This is a genomic window from Parasaccharibacter sp. TMW2.1890, assembly GCF_023337645.1.
Classification (GTDB): domain Bacteria; phylum Pseudomonadota; class Alphaproteobacteria; order Acetobacterales; family Acetobacteraceae; genus Bombella; species Bombella apis.
Genome location: NZ_NWUV01000002.1, coordinates 103,213 through 124,377, shown reverse-complemented (window position 1 = coordinate 124,377; position 21,165 = coordinate 103,213). Strand labels below are relative to the sequence as shown.

The 21,165-nt window shown below is 58.4% G+C and carries 21 protein-coding genes; 16 read left to right on the top strand and 5 right to left on the bottom strand.

Going from position 1 to position 21,165, the window contains the following annotated elements:
- Positions 1 to 9 precede the first annotated feature (9 nt).
- From rplF to rplQ, 11 genes are all read left to right on the top strand, one after another.
- Positions 10 to 546: a 50S ribosomal protein L6 gene (rplF, locus tag CPA54_RS05315; protein ID WP_043557852.1), complete on the top strand. Its 537-nt coding sequence runs from the start codon at positions 10 to 12 to the stop codon at positions 544 to 546.
- A complete protein-coding gene (rplR, locus tag CPA54_RS05310; RefSeq protein WP_043557853.1) occupies positions 546 to 908 on the top strand; it encodes a 50S ribosomal protein L18 in 363 nt (120 codons plus the stop codon). The genes rplF and rplR overlap by 1 nt, the downstream gene beginning before the upstream one ends.
- A gap of 12 nt (positions 909 to 920) precedes the next feature.
- Positions 921 to 1,490, top strand: a complete 570-nt coding sequence (gene rpsE, locus CPA54_RS05305; protein WP_043557855.1) for a 30S ribosomal protein S5 — start codon at positions 921 to 923, stop codon at positions 1,488 to 1,490.
- Positions 1,483 to 1,674, top strand: coding sequence for a 50S ribosomal protein L30 (gene rpmD / locus CPA54_RS05300; RefSeq protein WP_043557856.1), 192 nt, complete (start codon positions 1,483 to 1,485; stop codon positions 1,672 to 1,674). The genes rpsE and rpmD overlap by 8 nt, the downstream gene beginning before the upstream one ends.
- Position 1,675: 1 nt before the next feature.
- On the top strand, positions 1,676 to 2,164 hold the full coding sequence (gene rplO, locus CPA54_RS05295) for a 50S ribosomal protein L15 (RefSeq protein WP_043557858.1): 489 nt from the start codon (positions 1,676 to 1,678) through the stop codon (positions 2,162 to 2,164).
- A gap of 94 nt (positions 2,165 to 2,258) precedes the next feature.
- On the top strand, positions 2,259 to 3,635 hold the full coding sequence (secY, locus tag CPA54_RS05290; RefSeq protein ID WP_043557860.1) for a preprotein translocase subunit SecY: 1,377 nt from the start codon (positions 2,259 to 2,261) through the stop codon (positions 3,633 to 3,635).
- The gene (locus tag CPA54_RS05285) at positions 3,632 to 4,210 is read left to right on the top strand and encodes an adenylate kinase (RefSeq protein WP_043557861.1); all 579 of its coding nucleotides are present in this window, start codon (positions 3,632 to 3,634) and stop codon (positions 4,208 to 4,210) included. The genes secY and CPA54_RS05285 overlap by 4 nt, the downstream gene beginning before the upstream one ends.
- A gap of 204 nt (positions 4,211 to 4,414) precedes the next feature.
- The gene (rpsM, locus tag CPA54_RS05280; protein ID WP_043558318.1) at positions 4,415 to 4,792 is read left to right on the top strand and encodes a 30S ribosomal protein S13; all 378 of its coding nucleotides are present in this window, start codon (positions 4,415 to 4,417) and stop codon (positions 4,790 to 4,792) included.
- 50 nt (positions 4,793 to 4,842) lie between these two features.
- Positions 4,843 to 5,235: a 30S ribosomal protein S11 gene (rpsK, locus tag CPA54_RS05275; RefSeq protein WP_043557862.1), complete on the top strand. Its 393-nt coding sequence runs from the start codon at positions 4,843 to 4,845 to the stop codon at positions 5,233 to 5,235.
- Between the two features lie 142 nt (positions 5,236 to 5,377).
- Complete coding sequence (locus tag CPA54_RS05270) at positions 5,378 to 6,397, top strand: DNA-directed RNA polymerase subunit alpha (protein WP_043558320.1); 1,020 nt, start codon at positions 5,378 to 5,380, stop codon at positions 6,395 to 6,397.
- A 44-nt stretch (positions 6,398 to 6,441) separates the two neighbouring features.
- Positions 6,442 to 6,858, top strand: a complete 417-nt coding sequence (gene rplQ / locus CPA54_RS05265) for a 50S ribosomal protein L17 (RefSeq protein WP_043557864.1) — start codon at positions 6,442 to 6,444, stop codon at positions 6,856 to 6,858.
- Positions 6,859 to 7,200: 342 nt separating this feature from the next.
- Here rplQ and CPA54_RS05260 read toward each other — a convergent pair whose 3' ends face one another.
- The 4 genes from CPA54_RS05260 to CPA54_RS05245 form a co-directional block, all read right to left on the bottom strand.
- A complete protein-coding gene (locus tag CPA54_RS05260; protein WP_043558323.1) occupies positions 7,201 to 8,721 on the bottom strand; it encodes an efflux transporter outer membrane subunit in 1,521 nt (506 codons plus the stop codon).
- A gap of 499 nt (positions 8,722 to 9,220) precedes the next feature.
- Positions 9,221 to 12,478, bottom strand: a complete 3,258-nt coding sequence (locus CPA54_RS05255) for an efflux RND transporter permease subunit (RefSeq protein WP_249085781.1) — start codon at positions 12,476 to 12,478, stop codon at positions 9,221 to 9,223.
- A complete protein-coding gene (locus tag CPA54_RS05250) occupies positions 12,475 to 15,663 on the bottom strand; it encodes an efflux RND transporter permease subunit (RefSeq protein WP_284438451.1) in 3,189 nt (1,062 codons plus the stop codon). The genes CPA54_RS05255 and CPA54_RS05250 overlap by 4 nt, the downstream gene beginning before the upstream one ends.
- 55 nt (positions 15,664 to 15,718) lie before the next feature.
- Positions 15,719 to 16,915: an efflux RND transporter periplasmic adaptor subunit gene (locus CPA54_RS05245; RefSeq protein WP_081562859.1), complete on the bottom strand. Its 1,197-nt coding sequence runs from the start codon at positions 16,913 to 16,915 to the stop codon at positions 15,719 to 15,721.
- A 261-nt stretch (positions 16,916 to 17,176) separates the two neighbouring features.
- Between CPA54_RS05245 and CPA54_RS05240 the strand changes: the two genes are divergently transcribed.
- From CPA54_RS05240 to CPA54_RS05220, 5 genes are all read left to right on the top strand, one after another.
- The gene (locus tag CPA54_RS05240) at positions 17,177 to 17,488 is read left to right on the top strand and encodes a CsbD family protein (RefSeq protein ID WP_227449673.1); all 312 of its coding nucleotides are present in this window, start codon (positions 17,177 to 17,179) and stop codon (positions 17,486 to 17,488) included.
- 29 nt (positions 17,489 to 17,517) lie between these two features.
- The gene (locus CPA54_RS05235) at positions 17,518 to 18,243 is read left to right on the top strand and encodes a DUF4339 domain-containing protein (RefSeq protein WP_086431261.1); all 726 of its coding nucleotides are present in this window, start codon (positions 17,518 to 17,520) and stop codon (positions 18,241 to 18,243) included.
- Between the two features lie 155 nt (positions 18,244 to 18,398).
- Complete coding sequence (locus CPA54_RS05230; protein ID WP_081562861.1) at positions 18,399 to 19,034, top strand: ribonuclease HII; 636 nt, start codon at positions 18,399 to 18,401, stop codon at positions 19,032 to 19,034.
- Positions 19,031 to 20,116 (top strand): DNA methyltransferase, encoded by a 1,086-nt coding sequence (locus CPA54_RS05225; RefSeq protein WP_043557870.1) that lies wholly within the window; start codon positions 19,031 to 19,033, stop codon positions 20,114 to 20,116. The genes CPA54_RS05230 and CPA54_RS05225 overlap by 4 nt, the downstream gene beginning before the upstream one ends.
- Positions 20,117 to 20,155: 39 nt before the next feature.
- Complete coding sequence (locus tag CPA54_RS05220) at positions 20,156 to 20,359, top strand: hypothetical protein (protein ID WP_249085779.1); 204 nt, start codon at positions 20,156 to 20,158, stop codon at positions 20,357 to 20,359.
- A 97-nt stretch (positions 20,360 to 20,456) separates the two neighbouring features.
- Here CPA54_RS05220 and CPA54_RS05215 read toward each other — a convergent pair whose 3' ends face one another.
- Entirely contained in the window at positions 20,457 to 21,158 is a 702-nt protein-coding gene (locus CPA54_RS05215) for an ankyrin repeat domain-containing protein (protein ID WP_249085777.1), read from the bottom strand.
- Between the last annotated feature and the right edge of the window lie 7 nt (positions 21,159 to 21,165).

Below are 21,165 nucleotides of genomic sequence, written 5' to 3'. Positions count from 1 at the left end.
GGAGGGAATATGTCTCGCGTAGGTAAATATCCTATTGACCTCCCCGCAGGCGTGGAAGCAGCTGTCAAGGACGGTATGTTCTGCGTCAAGGGTAAACGTGGTGAGCTCAGCGTGCCGGTATCTTCTCATGTTGATGTGAAGATTGCCGACGGTAAGGTTACCGTGTCTCCGCTGGGTGGTCGTACCAACAAGAGCTGGACGATGTGGGGGACATCCCGTGCGGTGTTCGCCAACATGATCAAAGGTGTCTCTGAGGGCTTCCAGAAGGGGCTTGAGATCCAGGGTACGGGTTTCCGTGCTGCTGTTCAGGGTTCCAATCTGGTCATGAACCTCGGTTTCTCTCACGATGTGATCTATCCGATCCCGTCCGATGTGAAAATCACGACGCCCCGCCCGACAGCCATTCTGGTTGAAGGTAACGACAAGCAGCGCGTTGGTCAGGTAGCTCTGGATATCCGCAGCTTCCGCAAGCCCGAGCCTTACAAGGGCAAGGGTGTCCGGTATGAGACCGAAGTTCTGCGTCAGAAAGAAGGTAAGAAGAAGTAATGGCATCGCTGCAAGGATTGCAGGAACGCCGCCGCAAGCGGCTGCGTTTCCAGCTTCGTCGCAAGAGCGGCGGCCGGCCGCGTTTGTCGGTCTTCCGTTCCAGCAAGAATATCCACGTCCAGGTCATCGACGATGCCCGTGGAATTACGCTGGCCAGCGCCTCTACGCTTGAGAAGAGTGTTCGTGAAGCCGGTAAAACGGGTGCGAATATCGCAGCAGCTACCGTTATCGGTAAGCTCGTTGCCGAGCGCGCTGTCAAGGCTGGGGTCAAGGAAGTCGTGTTCGACCGTGGCTCCTATCTCTATCATGGCCGGGTGAAAGCCCTGGCAGAGGCTGCCCGTGAGGGCGGGCTGTCTTTCTAAGGAGGATCACACATGGCACGTGAGCCAAGAGAAGGCGGCCGTGGTGGTCGTGAGCGCGAGCAGGGTGATGAGCTGGTTGACAAGCTGGTAACCATCAACCGTGTCGCCAAGGTTGTTAAGGGTGGTCGGCGTTTCGCCTTCGCGGCTCTGGTCGTTGTTGGCGACCAGAAGGGGCGTGTCGGTTACGGTGCTGGCAAGGCCCGTGAGGTGCCGGAAGCCATTCGTAAGGCAACCGAGCGCGCCCGTCGCAACATGATCCGTGTACCGATGAAAGAAGGCCGGACTCTGCATCATGATGCAGTGGGCCATTTCGGTGCTGGTGAGGTTGTCGTTCGTGCAGCTGAGGCTGGTACGGGGATCATCGCTGGTGGTCCGATCCGTGCTGTCTTCGAGAGCCTGGGCATCAGCGACGTTGTTGCCAAGAGCCTCGGGACCCGGAACCCGCACAACATGATCAAAGCTGCTTTCAACGCTCTTGAGCGTGCAAGCAGCCCGCGTCAGGTTGCGGCCCGCCGTGGCAAGAAGACATTCGAGCTGTTCGGACGTCGTGAGCAGTCAGAGACGGAGGCTGCCAATGTCTGAGACAAAAGGCAAGACAATCCGGGTGACGCAGATCGCTTCTGTGATCGGTTCCAAACCGGGTCAGGCGGAAACGGTGAAGGGGCTGGGCCTGCGTGGCATCGGTTCCAGCCGTGAGCTGGAGGATACCCCTTCTGTCCGTGGCATGATCCGCAAGGTGTCCCACCTGGTGAAGGTGGAGGGTTGATATGAACCTGAATGAATTGCGCGACAACGCCGGGGCACGCTATCACAAGAAGCGTCTCGGGCGTGGTATCGGTTCCGGCAAGGGCAAGACCTCCGGAAAGGGTCACAAAGGTCAGAAGGCACGCTCCGGCGTGGCCATCAATGGCTTTGAGGGTGGTCAGCTGCCGATCTATCGCCGTATGCCGAAGCGTGGCTTCGTCAACATTTTCCGCAAGGAATATGCTGCGGTGAATATCGGTGCAGTGAGCAAGGCTCTGGAGGCTGGCAAGCTTTCCGCCTCTGCTCCTGTGACGGAAGAAGCACTGTACCAGGCTGGTCTGGTCGGTAGCCGCAAGGTTGCTGGTGTGCGTCTTCTGGCAAAAGGTGAACTGTCTCAAGGCGTGAACTTTGAAGTGTCCGGTGCCTCTGCTGCTGCTGTGGCTGCAGTGGAGAAGGCCGGTGGCTCTGTGAAGGTTCTGGCCGCAAAGAAGGATGCTCAGGCTGAAGCCTGAGCCTGTCCTGCCCAGCCTGCTGGGACGACGGTGAACTAGTGAACAGCGTCCCGTACGATGTGCGGTGGCGCTGTTTTCATGAAAGGACGGGGAGATGGCTTCTGCCGCAGAACAGCTGGCCGGTAACCTGAATATGGGTGCCTTCGCGAAGGCGACGGAGCTGAAAAAACGGATCTGGTTCACGCTGGGTGCGTTGATTGTTTATCGACTGGGAACATTCATCCCGGTTCCGGGGATTGATGCCTCTGTGCTGGGGCAGCTTGTTGGGGAGCAGCAGGGTGGCATCCTGGGCATGTTTGACATGTTCACGGGTGGCGCTTTGGGGCGCATGACCATTTTTGCTCTCAACATCATGCCCTACATCAGTGCATCCATCATCATCCAGCTTCTTTCCACGGCTTTGCCTTCCATGGAAGCGCTGAAGAAAGAAGGGGAGAGTGGGCGCAAAAAACTGAACCAGTATACCCGTTATCTGACGGTGCTGATCGCCATCGTGCAGGCCTATGGCTTTGCCATGGGGCTGAGCAGCATGCACACGCAGGCAGGGCTCAGTGCTGTCATCTCGCCGGGTCCGACTTTCCTCGTCTCTTATGTCGTGATGCTGGTAACGGGAACCCTGTTCCTGATGTGGCTGGGTGAGCAGATAACCTCCCGGGGTATCGGGAACGGTATTTCCCTGATCATTTTCTCGGGTATCGTGGCCAACCTGCCTCATGCACTGGGGAGCTTGCTGGAGCTGGGACGTACTGGAGCGCTGTCTCCGGTTTTTGTCGTGGTTTTCCTGCTGCTGGCGCTGGCTGTCATTGCCTTCATCGTGTTCATGGAGCAGGCACAACGGCGTGTCGTGATCCAGTATCCCAAGAGGCAGGTGGGTAACCGCATTTATGGTGGCGATTCCACGCACATGCCGCTGAAGGTCAATACAGCCGGGGTCATCCCGCCGATCTTTGCATCATCCGTTCTGCTGGTGCCGGCAACGCTGTCAGGCTTCATGCATAACAATGGTGGATTTCTGGGGCATGTCGGGCAGTGGCTTTCCCAGGGGCAGCCACTTTACATGGCATTTTATGCCTTCATGATCGTCTTTTTCTCCTATTTCTATGCTGCGGTAACCTTCAATCCTGAAGAGACAGCTGAGAATTTGAGAAAGCAGGGTGGTTTTGTACCGGGTATCCGGCCGGGTGCGAATACGGCCCGTTATTTTGACCGGATTCTCTCAAGGCTGACGACTATCGGTGCCGCCTACATGGTGCTGGTCTGTCTGCTGCCGCAGTTCCTGATCAACAAATATAATGTGCCGTTCTATTTTGGGGGAACCAGTCTGATCATCATTGTCTCCGTGACGATCGATACGGTCACACAGGTCCAGTCCCATCTGGTGGCCCATCAGTATCAGGGGCTCATCCGCAAGCAGCGTGGCCGGAAGGGAGCCCGTGGCCGGGCGGGCAAGGAAAGAAGGAACTTACGGTGAACATCATTCTTCTTGGCCCGCCGGGTGCGGGCAAAGGGACACAGGCAAAACGTCTTGAAGACAGCCGGGGCATGAAGCAGATCTCAACAGGGGACATGCTTCGTGCCGAGGTGAAGGCGCAGTCACCGATTGGTGTGGAGGTGAAGGCGTTGATGGAGAAGGGGCATTTTGTTCCTGATCCGATCATCGTTCAGATGATTGAAAACCGTATCGCTCAGCCTGACTGTGGAAAGGGTGTCATCCTTGATGGTTTCCCGAGGACTGAAAGCCAGGCAGAGATTCTGGACTCCATGCTGAAGGAGCAGGGGCTTAAGATTGATGCAGTCATTCTTCTGGAGGTCAGTGAGGAAGCGCTGGTGAAGCGTCTGTCTGAACGGCAGCATGAAGATGGCTCTCGCAGGGCTGACGATCATCCTGAGGTGATCCATGCCCGGCTGGAGATGTACCGGAAGCAGACGGCCCCCATCCTGCCCTATTATGAGCAGAACGGTCGTCTGAACCGCATTGATGGTATGCAGGATGTCGAAACAGTCGGGAGGGCGATTGATGCCATTCTCGATCGGGCAGGCTCCTGAATGAATGAGCTGATCACGAAAAAGTGATCTTTATGGTTTGACTTGTCTGGCAGGGCAGTATATTCGCCCAGCATAAGGTGAGCGTACGGCCCTGATGGTGGGGCTGGAATCGTTCTGGGGACCGACGCCGGTGAGCGGCCATGGTCCGGTCAGACAAAGATTTTTGTAAACACGGCTTTGGGCCGTGTGGATGGGAGAATTGGCGTGGCACGTATTGCCGGCGTAAACATTCCGACCAACAAGCGGGTGGTCATCGGTCTGCGCTATGTTTATGGCATTGGTCCTTCGAGCGCACAGGCTATCTGTGAGAAGCTCGGTATCGACAATGCCAAGCGCGTGAATGAGCTGTCTGATGATGAGGTGACGAAGATTCGTGACCTGATCGATAGCGATTATCGTGTGGAGGGTGATCTCCGTCGTGAGACGGCGATGAACATCAAGCGTCTGATGGACCTTGGCTGCTATCGTGGCCTGCGTCATCGTCGTGGTCTGCCGGTTCGTGGTCAGCGTACGCATACCAACGCCCGGACCCGCAAGGGTAAGGCTGTTGCCATTGCAGGTAAGAAGAAGGCAACGCGCTGATAGGCGCTGCTTCTTTCACCCTATCGCAGATTTAATAGGACAAGCATACTATGGCCAAGGCTGCCGCACCGCGTATCCGTAAGAAGGAACGTAAAAACATCATTTCCGGTGTTGCTCACGTTCTTTCCACCTTCAATAACACGATGATCACGATTGCTGATGCCCAGGGCAACGCCATCGCCTGGTCCTCTTCCGGCGCACAGGGTTTCAAGGGCTCCCGCAAGTCCACCCCGTATGCAGCTCAGGTTGCTGCCGAGGATGCAGGGCGCAAGGCCCGCGAGCATGGCATGGAAACGCTGGAGATTGAGGTTTCCGGTCCTGGTTCAGGGCGTGAGAGCGCTCTGCGTGCCCTTCAGGCTGTCGGGTTCACGATCACATCCATCCGCGACATGACGCCGGTGCCGCATAACGGTTGCCGTCCGCGCAAGCGTCGCCGCGTCTGATCTGGACGCAAAAATCTGGTAGGTCTGGCTGTCACGAATGGATGGTGCAGCCAGATTGACCTTGGTGAGTTCGTACCGCACGACAGTGCGGGCCTGGCACCGCCATCCTGTGGCGGGCTTCGTTGTTTGAAAGGCCATGATCTTGGTTCTCCAGAAAAATTGGCAGTCTCTCATCAAACCGGAGAAGCTTGAAGTCGAGCCTGGCCCGGTTCCTTCCCGTATGGCAACCATCGTTGCAGAGCCGCTTGAGCGTGGCTTTGGCCTGACGATGGGCAACGCCCTGCGTCGTATTCTTCTTTCCTCCCTTCAGGGTGCTGCTGTTACGGCCATCCAGATTGACGGGGTCCTTCACGAATTCTCATCCGTTGCGGGTGTGCGTGAGGATGTGACCGACATCGTGCTGAATGTGAAGCAGCTTGCTTTGCGCATGCATGGTGAGGGCCCGAAGCGTATGGTTCTCACGGCAACAGGGCCGGGAGAAGTGAAGGCTGGGCAGATTCAGACGGGCCATGACATTGAGATCATGAATCCGGAGCTGGTGATCTGCACGCTTGACGATGATGTCAAGCTTGGCATGGAATTCACGGTGAACATGGGCAAGGGTTATGTCCCTGCTTCTGCCAACCGTCCGGATGATGCACCGATCGGGCTGATCCCCATTGATGCGATCTATTCGCCGGTGCAGCGTGTGTCTTACAAGGTGGAGCCGACCCGTGTTGGACAGGTCACCGACTATGACAAGCTGCTGCTGAGTGTCGAGACAAACGGAGTCGTCACTCCGGAAGACGCACTGGCACTGGCTGCCCGCATCATGCAGGATCAGCTTCAGCTCTTCATCAATTTTGATGAGCCGCGTCCGGTTCAGAATGAAGAGCCGCAGGATGATTTGCCGTTCAGCCGTCACCTTCTGCGTAAGGTGGATGAGCTTGAGCTTTCCGTGCGTAGCGCAAACTGCCTGAAGAACGACAATATTGTGTATATTGGCGACCTCGTGCAGAAGAGCGAGCAGGAAATGCTGCGGACTCCGAATTTTGGTCGTAAGTCGCTGAATGAGATCAAGGAAGTGCTCACAGGCATGGGGCTTTCGCTGGGGATGAATGTCCCGGCCTGGCCGCCGGAGAGCATCGAGGATCTGGCCCGGCGTCTCGACGAGACATTCTAAGAACCCCGGCTGGGAAGTTCGGGTAGAAGGATTAGGGAAACAACATGCGTCATAATCTGAGCGGACGTAAACTTGGCGTCACCTCCACTCATCGCGCTGCGATGTTCCGCAACATGGCTGTTGCGCTCATCAAACATGAGCAGATCTCCACGACTCTGCCGAAGGCCAAAGAGCTTCGCCCGGTTGTCGAGAAGCTGATCACGCTGGGCAAGCGTGGCACACTTCATGCACGCCGTCAGGCTTTTGCCCAGCTGCGTGATGATGCCATCGTCACCAAGCTCTTTTCTGAGCTGAGCAAGCGTTATGCAGGCCGTGCAGGTGGCTACAGCCGTGTGCTGAAGGCTGGCGTCCGCTATGGCGACAATGCCGACATGGCCGTGATTGAGCTGGTCGAGCGTGATGTCGAGGCCAAGGGCAAAGATAGCGGCCCTGTTCAGAAAGAAGATCAGGAAGCTGCTTGAGCTTTTTCTCCAATGGGAGAATAAAGGAAAGGTCGGTGCCATCAGGCATCGGCCTTTTTTCACGGGGTAAGAGTACCCGATAGAAAAGCAGGTAATGCCATGAGTTCTAATCTGAAAGACGTAAGCAGCCCGATTCTGGGGATGGTGCAGGACGTAATTGAGGATCTGGTAATGGACCATCCTTGGGGATGGACTGGATTTGCTTTTTTCGTAGGGATACTTTTGGGCCGAAAGAAGAAGCCTTGTCAGGAGCAGCAGCCTTCCTGAAGGCACGGGACAGAATCATGTCCTCGTGGAAAGGCGTCTCTCTCCCCAGAGGAGAGGGCGCCTTTTTTGATGCGGTCAGTTTTTGTCTTTCTGGATGAAGCTGGGCAGGAAGGGATTGTCAGTCTGGAGGGAATCCTTGCTGGGTAGCTGGTCTGTGCTCCAGCCGCCACCAATATCGGTGATGAGGCGGATGACGCTGTTGAGGCGCTGCTGCTGTATCTGAAGGCGGGATTCTTCATATTGCAGGGCTGTCTGCTGCGCCGTGATGACAGTGGTGTATATTTGTGTTCCGGCCAGATACTCGTTCATGGAGACTTCCACGGCCCGCTGTGCGCTCTCTACAGCCTGATTCTGGTAGGTCATCTGGTCGCCGAGATAATGCAGGTTGGAGAGCTGGTCCTCCGTATCCTGCAGGGCCTTCAGCACGACCTGTCTGTAATTGGCAACAGCGTTGTCGTAGTCGGCTTCGGCTTCCCGTACGGCAGCGGAACGGGCCCCACCATTGAAGAGGGTCTCGCTGGCGGCTGCACCGAGCGACCATGTGCGTGTTGCCAGCTGGATCAGATGCTGGATAGGATTTCCGCTGTAGCCATAGCTGGCTGACAGGGTGATCTGCGGATAGAAGGCCCCGATCTCGTACCCGATTTCAGCATTGTATCCTTCCATTTCCCGCTCGGCCTGGGCGATGTCTGGTCGCCTTTGCAAAAGGTCGGAGGGGAGGAACTGTGGAATGGGTGGCAGCGTGAAGGGCAGCGGTGCATGGGGAATGGTCAGGTCAGCCGGAGGACGGCCGATCAGCACGGCTATGGCATGCTCGTATTGGGCACGGGCCACATGGGCGTTGGCCAGACTGGCCTGGGTTGATTCCAGCTGGTATTTGGCCTGTAGCACACTGGTGGGGTCGGCGACACCGGCGGCCAGCTGGTTGCTGAGAATCTCCAGATTATGCTGGTACAGGCCGACATTGCGTGTGAAGAGGTCAATCAGGCTGTCCTGATAACGCAGGTTCATATAATCGGTGGCCAACTCCAGCTGGTAGGAGAGCTGCATGTTGGCCAGCAGGGCTGCGCTGGACTGTGTCGAGCTGACCTGCTGTTCTATCTGCCGCCGGATCATGCCCCAGACGTCAATCGTCCAGCTGGCACTGGGCCCCATGGTCCAGGTGTTGGTGGTGTTGACGAAGGTATGGGGTTCGGCATTCAGGCCGCTGATGGTCCTGCCCCCGCTGGAATTGCGGTTGAAGCCGAATTTGCCGTTGAGGGTAGGGAAAAGGCTGGCCCGCACGGAGTCGATCATGGCCCGTGCTTTGCGGTATTGCGCCTCATACTGCTTCAGGCTCTGGTTGGAACGGCTGACTTCCTCTTCCAGTCCGTTCAGCGTGGGATCATTGAAAACGGTCCACCAGTTTCCCTTGGGCATGTTGCTCATGGCCGGATTGGCTTTTGTCCAGCCCTCAGGTGGAGGGGCTTCTTTGAAGCGTGAGGAGATGATCGCTTTTGGCCGGTGATAATCCGGCCCGACCATGCAGCCCCCCAGTGTAGCAAGCAGGCCTGTTGTCAGAACGGCAGAGCGAAGGGCACGAAAGGGAAGCGACATGAAAATCCGGGCGTGATGATGGATAAGGTAATGTGTTGTGTGAGGAGGTGTTATATCAGATGGAGGCACGTTCATGAGCATTATTACGTTTTTGGAATAAAGAATATCAGCGAGCTGAGGGAAGCCCGGTAAGGTGCTAGCGGTATCTTGTGGGGAAAGAAAGGCAGGATGTGATGTTTTGCATGACTGAGCCAGGATGGCAAAAGATGTGCAGTAGAATTTTTAACAAGCTCAGCCTGTCTGAATGTGGTGTGATGACAGGTCTGTATGTGGATGCCTATTTCTTCCGTCACAGGTCTGTCGGTCCCCACGCATGGCTGAATTTATGATTTCTTCATCTGTTTGATCCAAAAAGAAGAATATATAAAATACGATGCATACAACCATCAGGTATTTCAGTCTTTCTGAAGCAATTTTCTCTCCTGAGAATGATTCAATCACATCTGTCATGGCGTATTGGAGGAGATTTTTGTTTTTCCAATACGGAGGGCAGATTACGTCATGTATGTTTCCTGAAGAGTGAACGCTGCACCCTGTGGCTCAGCCGGTCGAGTGACAGATAGACAAGTGGTGTCGTATAGAGTGTCAGAAGCTGGCTGAGGCAGAGCCCCCCCAGGATGGCGAGGCCAAGGGGCTGGCGCATTTCACTGCCATAATCACCACCGACAAGCAGTGGAACGGCTCCGAGGGCAGCGGCTGCCGTTGTCATGAGGATAGGGCGGAAACGCAGATGGCTGGCTGTGAGAATGGCTTCCTCTGCCGTCTTGCCCTGATGGCGGGCATGGGTGGCAAAGTCGATCAGCATGATGGCATTTTTCTTGACGATGCCGATGAGCAGAATGACGCCGATCAGGGTCAGAAGTGAAAAAGGCTGCCCGAACAGATCAACGGTCAACAGAGCCCCCACACCGGCAGAAGGCAGTGTGGAGAGAATCGTGAGTGGGTGGATCAGGCTTTCATACAGGATGCCCAGCACGACATAGACGGCTACCAGTGCTGTGAGGATCAGGAGTGGCTCCCGGCTGACGGATTTTTTCAGACTGGCGGCGTTGCCGGTGAATCCCCCCTGTATGGTGTGGGGAAGGTGAAGGCGGACCATGGTGTCTTCCACCGCCTGTATGGCGGGTCCCAGGCTGGCCCCCGGTGCCAGATTGAAGGAGATGGTCGTGGCGACAAATTGGCCTTGATGGTTGACAGCAAGCGGCGCATTGACTGCTTTCAGCGGTCCGAGCAATGGCAGGGGGACCATGGTTTCGCTGCTGGTGGTAACAGCCGAACCATTGGAGGCTGATCGGCCACCGGCCAGAGCATTGGCCACGGAATTCAGATAGGAAAGTTGGCTCTGCGACATGGTGGCAGGGCGGCTGCTGGCCCGGACACGGATGTTGTTGGACGCATAGGCCCCGTTGGCCGTTCCCCCTGTAATACTGACACGCATCTGTTCCAGAAAAGCGGGATCGGCCCAGAAAACGGGCGCAGCTTCCATGATGACACGGTACTGGTTGAGGGGCTCATAGATGATGGAGGCAGCCCGCTGGCCAAAGGCGTCGTACAGGGCGTTGCTGACAAGCTGTGGTGTGATGCTGTAGCGGGCTTCCATGTCCCGGTTGATGGCCAGCGTGATGCCACGGCCACCTTCCTCCACGTCGGAGGTCACGTCCGAGAGCATGGGCAGGTGGGAGAGCGCCGTCACGACCCGGGGTGTCCATTGATACAGCTCCTCCGCAGAGTCGCCCTGAAGGCTGTATTGATAAGCGCCGTCTGTTGATCGTGCCCCCCCGCCGATCATGCTGGGCAGGCGCAACCTGATGGAAAAACCGGCCCTGTGTCGGAATATGTGATTCAGCCGGCTGACCGTGGCGGAAATATCATCGTTCCGTTCGGCTTTTGGCTTCAGCGTGACGAAGAGATTCACGGAGTTGGCGGAACGCTTGCCCGGCCCCCCAATGACACTGACGACATCCGGGTCCTTTGCCAGCCGCTTTTCCACCCGGATGGTCAGGGCCTGCAAGGCATGGAAGGAAATGTCCTGGTCAGCTACCAGCCGTCCCATGAGCATGCTTTCATCCTGCTGGGGAAACAGTTCCTTCGGCAGGATGACGAAGAGCCAGCCTGCCAGCAGCAGGCTGAGAGGCAGGGAGAGCAGTACGGGTACGGGATGGCGCATGATGGCATGGAGTGACCTCATGTAGCCTGCTGTCAGCATCCGGAAGCCATCATCCAGCCTGGCCCCACACCAGCGCAGGCCTCGCCGGACCAGACTGGGGCGGTATCTGTCCCCCGGGGCGAGCAGCAGGGCCCCGAGCATGGGGGTCAGGCTGAGGGAGAGCAGCATGGAGACGCAGAGTGCCAGAATGATCGTCATGGCAAATTCGTGGAAGAACAGGCCGGATACCCCTTCCATGAGCAGGATGGGCACAAACACGACGATCAGCGACAGTGTGATGGAAATGACGGTGAAAATGACTTCTCCGGTGCCTTCTATGGCAGCCTGCTGGGCTGTCTTGCCCATTTCCCGGTGGCGGGTGATGTTTTCCAGCACGACGATGGCATCATCCACCACAAAGCCGGTCACGATAGTCAGGGCCATGAGCGACATGATGTCGAGCTGATAACCAAGGAGATCCATCAGGGCGAATGTGGTGACGATGGAGGCGGGAACAGTAATGGCCGGGATGAGGACGGCAATACCGTCCCGCAGGAAGAGCAGCACCACGAACACGACCAGAATGACGGACAGGATGAGCGTGCGCTGCGTATCGGCCAGAGAGGCCCGGATGGTGATGGACCTGTCCAGCTGGAGGTCCAGTTTCGTATTGCCCGGCAGGGCCGTGCGCAGCTGGGGCAGGCGGGCTTTCAGTCCATCGGTTGTTCTGATGACATTGGCCCCGCTCTGGGGATAGACGGTACAGATGATGTCCGGCTCACCGTTGACATAACCGGCCTGTCGGAGGTCCTCTGCACTGTCCACGACATCAGCCACGTCGGAGAGACGCACAGGCTGGCCGTTGCGGTAGGCGATGATGAGAGACCGGTAGGCACCTGCTTTCGTGGCCTGGTCGTTGGTGGCAAGGATGAGGCGCTGCCCCTGAAGCTCTATGAAGCCCTTTGGTGTATGGGCGTTGGCGGAGGTCAGGGCGGCCCGGATGTCCTCAAAGCCGATGCCGTAACGGAAGAGGCGCAGGGGGTTGATTTCCACCCGGACAGCAGGCAGCGCACTGCCATGGATGTCCACATTGCCTACCCCTTCGACCTGGCTGAGGCCGGGCATGATGACATTGTTGGCAAAATCATAGAGCTGCTGCGGCGTGCGGGTGGGTGAAGTCAACGAAAGGACCATGATGGGCGGCCCGTTTGCGTTGGCCTTCATGTAGCTCGGGTCGCTGCGCAGGGTGGTGGGCAGGTCCTGCCGGGCGGCCCGCAGGGCGGACTGTACATCCCGGGCAGCCCCGTCAATGTCCCGGGACAGATCGAACTGGAGAAGAATCCGGGTCTGGTTCACGGTGGACTGGGAGGTGATCTCCCGGATTCCAGCGATGGCGCCAAGGTGGCGCTCCAGTGGTTCGGCAATCGTGCTGGCGATTTCGGAGGGAGACCCGCCCGGCTGGTTGGCAATGACCATGACAACCGGAAAATCGACATCAGGCAGGTCGGAGACAGGCAGGTTCACATAGCCGATGCAGCCTGCAAGGAACATGGCCAGTGTCATGAGGATGGTGCCGACAGGCCGGGTGACGAAGAGGCGGATCAGACTCACGGTGTATCGGCAGGCAGGCCGCTGTCATCGGCTGAGGTCCGGAAGAAGCGCTTCACCCTCAGGCTGCACTGGTTCATGAAGAGATAGATGACAGGTGTGGTGAAAAGGGTGAGAAGCTGGGACAGCATCAGCCCGAAGACGATGGCCACGCCCAGTGGGCGGCGCAGCTCCGCCCCTGTCCCGACACTGAGAAGTAATGGCAGCGCCCCAAAGAGGGCAGCAAGGGTTGTCATGAGGATGGGGCGGAAGCGCAGCAGGGCGGCCTGGCGTATGGCTTCGGGAGGTGCCAGCCCGTCCTGACGTTCGGCCTGGAGGGCGAAGTCGATCATCATGATGGCGTTCTTCTTCACGATGCCGATGAGCAGCACGATGCCGATGATGCCCATGATGTCCAGCGGCATACCGAATGCGTACAGCCCGAGCAGGGCACCGATGGCCGCCGAGGGCAGGGTCGAAAGGATCGTCACGGGGTGGATGAAGCTCTCATACAGCACACCCAGCACGATATAAACGGCCACGATGGCAGCAACGACCAGCCCCAGCTCATTGGTCAGGGAATTCCGGAAGGCGGCTGCTGTCCCCTGGAAGGCTGTCTGGAATGTGGCGGGCAGGCCTATCTTCTGGCGGATATGGTCAATGGCTGTCGTGGCCTCCCCCAGCGCATGATGCGGTGCGACATTGAAGGAGATCGTCGTGGCGGGGAACTGCCCGTAATGGGTGATGAGCAGGGGAGACACGATGCGGGAAAGGCTCGTGACCTGGAGGAGCGGGACCAGTCCCGATGTGGGCTGGCGGCTGGGGCCGCTCGTGCTGCCTCCGGCCTCCGAAGAGATGCCGGGCAGATAGAGCTGGGAGAGGCTGCTTTCATGTTTCTGGAAGCGTGGGTCTGTCTCCAGAATCACGCGGTACTGGTTGGACTGCGTGTAGATTGTGGACACCTGCCGCTGGCCGAAACTGTCATAGAGCAGGTTGTCAACCGTCTGCGGGGTGATGGAGTAGCGGGCACCGTTGGTCCGGTCCAGCGTCAGCATGGCGGTCAGACCATCCGCCTGAAGGTCGGAGGTGACCCCTCCCAGAGAGGGTTCATGTTTCAGCGCATCAAGGAAGCGGGGCACCCAGAGGGAGAAGTCATCATAATCGGGTGTTTCCAGCAGGAACTGGTACTGCATGGCCGAAACGGATGATTCCAGTGAGAGGTCCTGTACGGGTTGGGTATAAAGGTGAACTCCCGGCAGGGCCGTGGCGGCTTTTTCCAGTCCGGCCTGTATCTCTGCCAGTGAGTGGGTCCGCATCTCTTTGGGCTTGAGATTGATGAGGAAACGGCCGGAATTGAGTGTCATGTTCTGGCCGTCAATCCCGATGAAGGAGGAGAGGCTGACAATATCCGGGTTCTGGAGGAGGAGCGCTCCCAGTTCGGCCTGCTTTTTCTTCATGCCTTCAAAAGAGATGTTGGCTGGCATGATGGAAATACCCTGGATCACTCCCGTATCCTGCGGGGGGAAAAAGCCTTTCGGGATGGACCAGGCCAGCAGGCCGGTCATGATGAGGCTGGCGAGCGTGGTGAGCAGTGTCAGGGGCTGGTGCCGCAGGACGATGCCGAGAGCATGGTCATAATGGCGGATGCACCAGTCCATCATCTGGCCGGTTTTTCGGGCGAACATGGCCAGGCGACCTTCACGGCGGGTATGGCCATGTCTGGTGGGGCCATGCTCGCTCAGCATCCGGGCGCACATCATGGGCACGAGCGTGATGGAGACCAGGGCCGAGATGGTGATGGTGATGGCCAGCGTCATGGCGAATTCGTGGAAGAGACGGCCTACCACGTCACTCATGAAGAGCAGGGGAATGAGGACGGCGATCAGGGAGACGGTCAGGGAGATGATGGTGAAACCGATTTCCTTTGCGCCCTTCAGGGCCGCAGTGTAGCGGTCGTCCCCAGCCTCCACGAAGCGGGAAATGTTCTCGATGACCACGATGGCATCATCCACCACAAAGCCGGAGGCGATGGTGAGGGACATGAGGGACAGATTGTCCAGCGAGAAGCCCAGCATGTACATCGCCGACAGGGTGCCGATCAGCGAGAGGGGGACGGAGAGACCCGGAATGATGGTGGCCGGAACATTGCAGAGAAAGACGAAGATGACCCCCACGACGAGCAGCATGGCCAGAACAAGCTCGAACCCCACATCCTTGACGGACGCCCGGATGGTGGTCGTGCGGTCGGTCAGGGGGATGATGTCGATGCCCGGTGGCAGTTCCTGTTTCAGGCGGGGGAGGATGGCCAGCACATTGTCCGCCACGGCAATGACATTGGCACCGGGCTGCCGCTGGATGTTGAGGATGAGAGCCGGTGTCCTGTTGGCCCAGGCGGCAAGCTGGCTGTTTTCTGCGCCCTCCACCACGCGCCCGACATCACGGAGGCGGATGGGCCCATTGTTCTGATAGGCGATGACCTGGTCCATCAGCTGTTCGACAGACTGTATCTGCCCGTCAATCCGCAGGGAGGTGGCGTGCTGGGGACCATCGAAGGTCCCTGTCGGAGAGTTGACGTTGACTGTGCCGATGATGGTCCGGACCGTATCCAGTGCAATGCCGTAGGAGGTCAGCTTTGGAACATTGATCTGCACCCGGTAGGCCTTGCGGTTGCCTCCAGAGAGCGTCACCAGCCCGACGCCGGAAATCTGGCTGATCTTCTGGACAAGCCGTGTGTTGACGTAATCCTCCACCTCCGGCAGCGGCATGATGCGGGAGGTGATGCCCAGCGTCATGACAGGCGTGTCCGCCGGGTTGACCTTGGCATAGATGGGGGGTGCAGGCAGGTCGCTGGGCAGCAGGGAGCCGACATTGTTGATGGCGGCCTGCACTTCCTGCTCGGCAATGTCCATCTTCATGTTCAGCCCGAAGCGCAACGTGATGACGGAGGCGCCGCCGGAGGACTGTGAGGTCATCTGGTCCAGCCCGGCCATCTGTCCCAGCTGTGTTTCCAGCGGGGCGGTGATGGAGGTGCTCATCACGTCCGGGCTGGCACCGGGATAGAAGGTGGAGACCGTGATGGTGGGATATTCCACTTCCGGCAGGGCCGAGATGGGCAGGAAGTGGTACCCCAGCACACCGGCCAGCATGATGGCCAGCATGAGCAGGCTGGTGGCAACGGGACGTTCGATGAAGATGCGCGAGGGATTCACGGGCTCGGGCTTCCGGTCGGCGGGCAGGAGAGGGGCGTGGGCATCCTTGCAGGCATCAGTGCGGTTGGGTGGTGGCAGGGTTCGGTGAGGAACCGGGCCCGGCAGCAATGGTGACCCTGCTGCCAGGGCGCAGATGGTTGACGCCATCTGTCACGACCTGGTCTCCTTCCTGGAGACCGGAAAGAATGACGGTATGGTGGTCATCGCTATAGCCTGTCTTCACGAGGCGGATGGCCACGGTCATGTCCTGCTGTACGGCATAGACAAAGGCACCGTCAGGGCCTGTCTGTATGGCATTGCCGGGCACGACGAGGGCGTCTTTCAATGTCTGGACGAGGAGATGGGCATTGACGAACTCATTGGGGAAAAGCCGCTCCGTTTCGTTGGGGAAGATGCCGCGCAGGCGTACGGTCCCCGTAGCCGTATCAATCTGGCTGTCCAGCGCATTGACCGTCCCGGTAGCGAGGCGGCGGGTGTTGTCGCTGCTCCAGGCTTCTACGGTCAGGCTGGGATGGCTGTTCAGCTGGTCCTGCACATCCGGCAGGCTGTTCTGCGGCAGGGTGAAGATGACGGAAATGGGCTGCATCTGGGTCAGGGTTGTCAGCCCGCCGGATTGCCCGACCGTGACATAGTTGCCGGCATCCAGGGCACGGATACCCACCCGGCCATCCACCGGGGCGACGATGTGACAGTACAGGACATTCAGTGCGGCATTGCGGACATTGGCCTCGTCAAAAGCGACCTGCCCTTCAAGCTGCTGGACGGTGAAGGCCTGGTCCTGTGCCAGCATGGCCGATGTGGAGTTCTGCTTTATCAGCTTCTGGTAGCGGGCATTGTCCACACGGGCCTTGGCCAGCTGCGCACGGTCGGCGGCCAGGGTGCCCATGTACTGGTGCAGCGTGGCCTCATAGGGGCGGGGGTCGATCAGTTCCAGCTCATCCCCACGGTGGACGTGCTGCCCTTCCTGATAATAGACCGCCAGTATGTGCCCGCTGACACGGGGTGTGATGGTGACGTTGGTGATGGGGACAACCGTACCGAGCAGCTGGAGAATGACCGGCACATCGGCCCGGTGGGCAGCCTCCACGGCTACGGCCTGGGCGACGTCGCCATGGGCCATGGTGGTCTGCCCACCACCGGCATGAGGACGCAGGACAAGGAAAAGCAGGATGGCGACCAGGGCAGCCCCGATGATCCACCATTTTTTCCCCCTGCCGGACTGCCGGGTTTCTGAAGCTGGGGCGGCGCTCATGGTCGCAGGGCACTCCTGTAGGCTGGGGAAACGGTGCATGACATGCACATCATCGACATTATGTCAGAAAGTCCGGCGCATATTAAAGATGCTTGGCCAGAATTGCACCTAAACATTCGGCAGTCACAAAAATACCTTCCTCCTGAGGGGGGAGGACGGCTGTCCCCCTCTTGAAGAAAATCCATGAGGGTTACATATCTGCGGGGTGGCCCCGTCATGCAGTGCACTGGGGCCCACAGGTGAAACGGTGCATGGAAATGCATGGCGCTGATTGGGAGCGATGGAATGGTTGATACAACGTCGATGAAGGCCGAGGGTTTCGTGCAGGAAGCCAAAGGTCGGCTGAAGGACACGGTCGGTGCGATCTCTGGTGATGCTGCCATGCAGGCCGGTGGGAAGATTGACCAGCTGGGTGGTCGTGCCAAACATGAATTTGCGGATCTCTACGATGCCAATGAAAGCCGCCTGGAGGCTGTAGCCGCTTTCATTCAGGAGCGTCCTTTCGTTGCCCTGGGGATCGTTTCCCTTGTTGGGCTGGTGATCGGACGCCTCTTCTTCAGGAAGCGTGGCTGAAGCAGGGAACAGGAGGCCGGAGAGGGTTCATGCACTGGTATTACGAACGGGATGGTCGGGAGGTTGGGCCAGTATCGCAGAGCGAGATGGTGCGGCTGATCATTCATCGTCATATTCGGCCGCAAACCCTCGTCTGGCATCCGGGTTTCGGGAATGAGTGGCGTCCGGCCAGCAAGGCTGGGCTTGTGTCGCCTTCCGCCGGTGTGCGGCTGTTTGTCACCGTGGGTGGGCGGTCATCCACACGGGACGAAGGAGTGGCGGGAGCGGTGTCGTCCGTCTGGGCCTGGTTGATGCTGGTTCCCGGGCTGGTTGACCTTCTTCTTCTCGTTGTCGGGCAGCGGACACATTGGGCGGTCACGCCGGACCGGCCGGTAACGGGTGTCTGTATTTACGTCATCCTGTTTCTGACGCTGATAAAGGACCGCCAGACCTTGGCCCGGGCTGGGGTGAAACCTCCTTCTTTCTGGTGGTGGCTGTTCTTGCCGGGTTATTTCTGGTGCCGCATGAAAGTGCTGCGCCGTGGGGTGGGGCTGTTTGCTGCCTGCCTTTTCCTGGGCTTCCTGGAAGCCGGAATTCTTCTCTCCAATCCTCCACCGGGTTTTGAACCGCTCCTGAAGCTGAAACAGGCAGAAAAACCGGTTGCTTCGTCCCCTCGTGAGCTTCCCCGGCAGGATGGTCAGGCGTCTCATGGTGATGGAGGGTCCGGGGCATCTTCTGATGGAAGTCCGGACCAGAACGGGCATGTGGAGCTCTGATGGCCAGACGGCTTCTGTCTGTCCGGCCAGCAGGGCATAATTTTTCCTATTGACTCATTTTATTTCAAAAAAGGTCTTTCCTTTCGACTCGGAGTGATTCAGAATCGGCCTCACGTTGATGATGTGCCGTGTGAGGCGAGTGGAAGAAGGACCCGATGCCGGATTACAGCCTGGAAGAACAGTATGACGGGCTTGTAGCCGGTGTGGACGAGGTCGGCCGTGGCCCTCTGGCTGGGCCGGTCGTGGCGGCTGCGGTTGTGTTCCGTGCGCCACCATCTCCTCTGCTGTCCGGACTGCTGGATGACTCAAAGAAGCTGACGGCCCGCCGCCGGGAGAAGGCTTATGCCGCTCTGTTGGAGGATGATACGGTCTGTGCGGCTCTTGGTGCGGCATCCGTCCCGGAGATTGATCGGCTGAATATTGGTCAGGCCTGCCATCTGGCCATGCGGCGGGCCATGGTCCGTCTGGCCGAGGCGTTGGGAGAATGGCCCGCCGTTGCCCTGATTGATGGCAACAGGGCACCATCCCTGCCTTGCCGTGTGGAGACGGTCGTCAAGGGTGACAGCCGGAGTTTGTCCATTGCGGCAGCTTCCATCCTGGCGAAGGTCGTGCGGGACAGGCTGATGACCCGTCTCGCCATGCGCCATGGTAATTATGGTTGGGACCGGAATGCTGGTTATGGCACGGCACATCATCTGACGGGACTGAAAGAAGAGGGGATAACCCTCCATCACAGGCGCAGTTTTGCCCCTGTGAGACAGATGATCGCAGCAAAGGTTCACGCAGCATGAAAGCGGATATGCCCCTGAACAGGATTTTACGCGGGGAATGTGTGGAGGTGATGAAGACACTTCCGGATGCCAGCGTGAACTGCGTGTTTGCTGACCCTCCCTACAACCTTCAGTTGCGGGGAGAGCTTCGTCGCCCGGATGAGAGCGTGGTGGATGGCGTGGATGATGACTGGGACAAATTCACGGGCTATGAGGCTTATGATGAATTTACCCGTGCCTGGCTGGGTGAGGCACGCCGTCTGCTGCACAAGGACGGAACCATCTGGGTGATCGGCTCCTATCACAATATTTTCCGTCTTGGTGCGATCATGCAGGACCTGGGGTTCTGGATTCTTAATGACATCATCTGGCGCAAGTCGAACCCCATGCCCAACTTCCGGGGGCGTCGCTTTACCAATGCCCATGAAACGCTGATCTGGGCTGCCCGGGGGCCGGAGAGCAAATACCGTTTCAACTATCAGGCGATGAAGGCACTCAATGAGGACCTTCAGATGCGGTCGGACTGGTACCTGCCTCTCTGCACGGGGAATGAACGGCTGAAAAATGATCACGGGCTGAAGCTGCACCCGACCCAGAAGCCGGAAAGTCTGCTGCACCGGACCCTGCTGGCCGCAACGGTAGAAGATGATGTGGTGCTGGACCCGTTCTGCGGGACAGGGACTACCCCAGCCGTGGCCAAAAAGCTGGGGCGCCGTTATCTCGCCATTGAGAGGCATCCGGATTACATCAAGGCAGCAGAAGCCCGGCTGGAGCGGGTGGAAGTTCTGCCAGCAGACCAGCTGGAGATCACTCCGGCCAAACGGGAGATGCCCCGCATTCCATTCGGGTCTTTCGTGGAGAATGGCAGTCTGCCCGCCGGTACGGTGGTATATGATCGCCAGAAGCGGCTGAAGGCTCGTGTCTCACCGGATGGAACGCTGGTATCCGGCCAGCATCGGGGATCCATTCACAAGCTGGGGGCCCTGCTGACCAATGCGGCCTCCTGCAATGGCTGGACATTCTGGTATTTTGAACGGGACGGGCAGTTCCTGTCCATTGATACATTGCGGCAGGAGACACATCTGCTGCGCCGAACTGCCTGAAAAACGGCTTTTCAGAGATGTGAAGGGGAGGGACGACGCATGGATTTTCTGGAGACACATACCGGGCTGGTCATTGCCGTCATAGCTTTGGTTTTTGCCATTCTGTTTCATTTCATCATCATGCGCCCGCAGAAGAAGTCCGCTTTTGTCTGTTTCTGTTGGGACCTGCTGATTTTTCTCATCTGTCTGGCGGGCATTTCCATCATCTATTATAGCGCTCTGCCGCTAATGGCTTCACCGTGACCATCCGGCAGCTGCCATGAAAAAAGCCCTTTCCGTCAGACCACGGGAAGGGCTTTTTTCATGATCAGTCATGCTTTGTGAAAACAAAGGAAGAGGCTCAGGGCGCAGTCCGAGGGGCTGGAGCTTTCTGCGGATGGGATGTGCGATGCACGATAGCGTGGGGCCTGCGCTGTGGGGCATGGGCTGTTCCAGTCCGTGCCGGAGGGGCTGCCGGCCCCCCGAAGCCCAGAAAGCCGACCGAGGGGACGGGCTGGCCCGGATTTTCCACAACAGGCGCAGGAGCACGTGCGGCAAGGCTGGCCTGGCCATTGACGGTAACATGGCTGCTGCTCTCATCATGCGTGGCGCTGGTGATGAGCTTGCCATCGGGGTTGTAGGTCCGCAGGGAAAGCAGCTGGAACATGATGTCATTGCGGCCAAGGTCTATGGCGAGGTCCAGAGGCGTCTGCTCCAGCACGTTGCGGGCATTGATGTCAGCACCACGGCTGAGGGCCTCTTTGGCGCCGATGAGTGACCCACGGTTGATGGCATCAAACAGGGCGGCTGTCGGGTTGATGTCCATCCGGGCATGGCTGTTGTCGCCGCTGTCCGTCTCTGCGCCGGGCAGGGCAGAAGGTGGCGCCGCACGTCGTGCATCCTTGCGGGCCTCGGCCTGTTTCTGGGCATCCATGGCTTCCTGCTCAGCCTCGGCTTCATCGGCGGATTGGGCATGGGCCCGGTGTGGCAGAACCACAACGGAGGCAGCCGAAAGACCGATGGCGAAAGCGAGACGGGGCAGGAATGAACTCAATGGACGCATGATCGGG

Excerpts from the sequence above, each read along its gene's own strand:
- rplF (WP_043557852.1), top strand. The coding sequence starts at position 10 with ATGTCTCGCGTAGGTAAATATCCTATTGACCTCCCCGCAGGCGTGGAA.
- rplR (WP_043557853.1), top strand. The coding sequence starts at position 546 with ATGGCATCGCTGCAAGGATTGCAGGAACGCCGCCGCAAGCGGCTGCGT.
- rpsE (WP_043557855.1), top strand. The coding sequence starts at position 921 with ATGGCACGTGAGCCAAGAGAAGGCGGCCGTGGTGGTCGTGAGCGCGAG.
- rpmD (WP_043557856.1), top strand. The coding sequence starts at position 1,483 with ATGTCTGAGACAAAAGGCAAGACAATCCGGGTGACGCAGATCGCTTCT.
- rplO (WP_043557858.1), top strand. The coding sequence starts at position 1,676 with ATGAACCTGAATGAATTGCGCGACAACGCCGGGGCACGCTATCACAAG.
- secY (WP_043557860.1), top strand. The coding sequence starts at position 2,259 with ATGGCTTCTGCCGCAGAACAGCTGGCCGGTAACCTGAATATGGGTGCC.
- rpsK (WP_043557862.1), top strand. The coding sequence starts at position 4,843 with ATGGCCAAGGCTGCCGCACCGCGTATCCGTAAGAAGGAACGTAAAAAC.
- rplQ (WP_043557864.1), top strand. The coding sequence starts at position 6,442 with ATGCGTCATAATCTGAGCGGACGTAAACTTGGCGTCACCTCCACTCAT.
- CPA54_RS05260 (WP_043558323.1), bottom strand. The coding sequence starts at position 8,721 with ATGTCGCTTCCCTTTCGTGCCCTTCGCTCTGCCGTTCTGACAACAGGC.
- CPA54_RS05245 (WP_081562859.1), bottom strand. The coding sequence starts at position 16,915 with ATGAGCGCCGCCCCAGCTTCAGAAACCCGGCAGTCCGGCAGGGGGAAA.
- CPA54_RS05240 (WP_227449673.1), top strand. The coding sequence starts at position 17,177 with ATGGCGCTGATTGGGAGCGATGGAATGGTTGATACAACGTCGATGAAG.
- CPA54_RS05235 (WP_086431261.1), top strand. The coding sequence starts at position 17,518 with ATGCACTGGTATTACGAACGGGATGGTCGGGAGGTTGGGCCAGTATCG.
- CPA54_RS05230 (WP_081562861.1), top strand. The coding sequence starts at position 18,399 with ATGCCGGATTACAGCCTGGAAGAACAGTATGACGGGCTTGTAGCCGGT.
- CPA54_RS05225 (WP_043557870.1), top strand. The coding sequence starts at position 19,031 with ATGAAAGCGGATATGCCCCTGAACAGGATTTTACGCGGGGAATGTGTG.
- CPA54_RS05220 (WP_249085779.1), top strand. The coding sequence starts at position 20,156 with ATGGATTTTCTGGAGACACATACCGGGCTGGTCATTGCCGTCATAGCT.
- CPA54_RS05215 (WP_249085777.1), bottom strand. The coding sequence starts at position 21,158 with ATGCGTCCATTGAGTTCATTCCTGCCCCGTCTCGCTTTCGCCATCGGT.